Annotated in this window: 2 protein-coding genes; both read right to left on the bottom strand. The window is 49.6% G+C overall.

The window, feature by feature from the left end; genetic code table 11:
• The coding region (locus tag NW838_RS13830) for an Ig-like domain-containing protein (protein ID WP_414428231.1) at window positions 1-714 on the bottom strand (714 nt) is incomplete at its 3' end.
• A 76-nt stretch (window positions 715-790) separates the two neighbouring features.
• Window positions 791-2,355 (bottom strand): type II secretion system protein GspD (locus tag NW838_RS13825; RefSeq protein WP_414428230.1); only part of this gene is annotated, 1,565 nt, incomplete at its 5' end.

The raw sequence follows: 2,355 nt of genomic DNA, 5'->3' as shown, positions 1-2,355 counted from the left end.
AGGTTCAGTGCGGAAAGTCAATTCTATGGGCTTTTGTAAATCCAGCTCTTCCGCTGCGGGCAGGAGCACCCTGTAATCGGTGCTGTAACTGAGTAGCTGTAAAGGTTGAAAGATCAGCTCGTTTCCCCGAATGTCAAAGGCCACCTCCACAGGGGGCTGAATCCCAAAGGCTAGACCTGTTATTCCGGCGGGAAGCTGTCGATCAAAACGCAGATGGATACTTTGGTCAATTGGGATCCCTCTTTGGCCATTGGAAGGATTGCTGGAGACCAATGTAGTTCCATTTGCAGAGGGAGCAGTAAACTCTACCTGACCCTGCTGCACCGGTGCTCTCGGTTGTAAAAGAGCCAACGCATCGGGATAGAAAGTAGTGTGTTGCTCCAGTTGGCTAGGTGAGGGGTTCTGCTGCCAAACGCTGCGAGGCATTCGCACGGTAAACAGAGGAGCTTGCCGATCCCCGGCTTGTCCTAGTACTTCCAAGGTGATCTCCTCCGGCTGCGGCTGCGCTTGGAATTGTTGCGCCAAAGCTCGCCAAACCAAAGGGCGTGATTGCTCGACTAGCTGTGGATAGCTCTGACCCTGGACTGGTAGAGAAAGGCGATGGGTTTGCGACCACCCTGTGTCAATCGAAGCCAGCGCCCCAGCCAGAGCCAAGCTCAGCAGCAGGGATCCCAGTCTCAACCAAAATCGGCAAGAAAAGCTTGACCTTAGCATTTAAACCAAGATGTCTTTATAGGAAGGTAACTAGCTCAACAGGAAGAAAGCGGCTTGCAGCGATAAAGATTTTCCTTCAGTCCTCCAAAATTGTCGGCGTAATTAGGACTACAATTTCAGTTCTCTCATTTATCGTATTTTGCCTACGAAAAAGAGAACCCAGCAGAGGAATCTCAGAAAGCAGTGGAACCCTGTCAACAGATACTCGATCCTCCTCTCGTATCAAGCCTCCCAAAAATAGGGTTTCTCTGTCTTTCAGTCTGGTTTGCAAAGTTCCAACAGAACGCTGGTTCAGCAAGCTAATTACGGTGCCATCTGCCAAAGTAACTTGGCTACCGATGGATGAAATCTGAGGAATGAGATTTAACGTAACATAGCCATTATCGTCAATCCTAACATTTTGAATAAGCAAGTTAACTCCTGCGTTTCCCTTCTCGAAAACAACTACTGACTGGCCTGTTGCGGGATCCGTTTGTATTCTCCTGTTGGTAATGACTTCTTGGCCAACCACAACAGCCGCACCGGTGTTGTTGGCAACGACTACTTTTGGATCGGCCAATATCTTAGCTGTCCCCGAAGCAATAGATGCATTTATACGAGCTGCAAGAGACTGCTGGAGCCGGTTTAAAGTATTAAATACAAGTGAGCCCCCAGTTGCTGGAGCCGGAACCGAACCAACGTTAGGAACTGAGGATCCCTCGGGTTGGCTAAGAGGAGTTCCACCAAAGGTGGTATTATCTCCAGAACCCAGCGCAAAGTTTCCAGATGCACCACCTAATGCAACTCCTAAGTCAGAGTTGTCGTTAAGGTTAATCTCGATAAACCTGGCGCTAATCAAGACCTGTCGACTTCTGAGATCAATTTGGGCAAGATATGCTGCTATTACGTCATGTTGGGTAGGTGTGGCAACAATAGTCAGTGAATTCGTTCTTGGATCTGCTTGAATGGCCGATTCCTGAGCCAAAGGAATGTTTGATGCTTCCAAAATGGCTAGAATTCTGCTTCTAATTTCACTCGGAGTAACACCTAGCTGCCTAGCCGTGATTTCAGTTGTTCCACCTCCACCTGCGGCACCGGCAGCAGTTAAATCAAAGTTTTGGATCTCCTCTTCGATTCTCAGTTGATTGAGTCTGTACGTCCTGACGATCTGCTGGCCAACCCCAGGGAGTGTAGTACCAATGAAAACTGTTTGCCCTACGCGAGACGCTTGAAGCTCCTTCAAGCGCAAAATAAAGTTAAATGTTTCTTGTAGAGGTGAGTCAGCTACATCTAGGGAAATCGTCAAGTCCGGAGGCACATCATTGAGAACTACATTAAGCCCAGCTCGACGCACCAGTAGGCTTAACACATCACCTACAGGAGCATCTCTTAAGGTCAAAGTGATCTTGGCATTTGAACCCAAATCCACCGGGGGAGGAGCTGGAATAATACTGCCAACGGCAAGATCTCCAGCCGGGGGAGCCATTGCTCGACCTTGAAACGGAGAAACATCAGGATTGACAACCCCTGGCGGCAGTTGGGGTTGGTTGAGCTGGTCCACAGAAGGCACCTGAGAAATCACGGGCGGAGCAGGAACAGCAGGTGTGGGAGGAGCCGCTTGAGTTGTCTGCGGAGGGGCAGGGTTTTGAGCGACCGGTTGGG

It is taken from the genome of Synechococcus sp. R55.2, assembly GCF_047462075.1.
Classification (GTDB): domain Bacteria; phylum Cyanobacteriota; class Cyanobacteriia; order Thermostichales; family Thermostichaceae; genus Thermostichus.
Note: the sequence above shows the minus strand (reverse complement) of the source record. Positions and strands in the feature narration are given on the sequence as shown.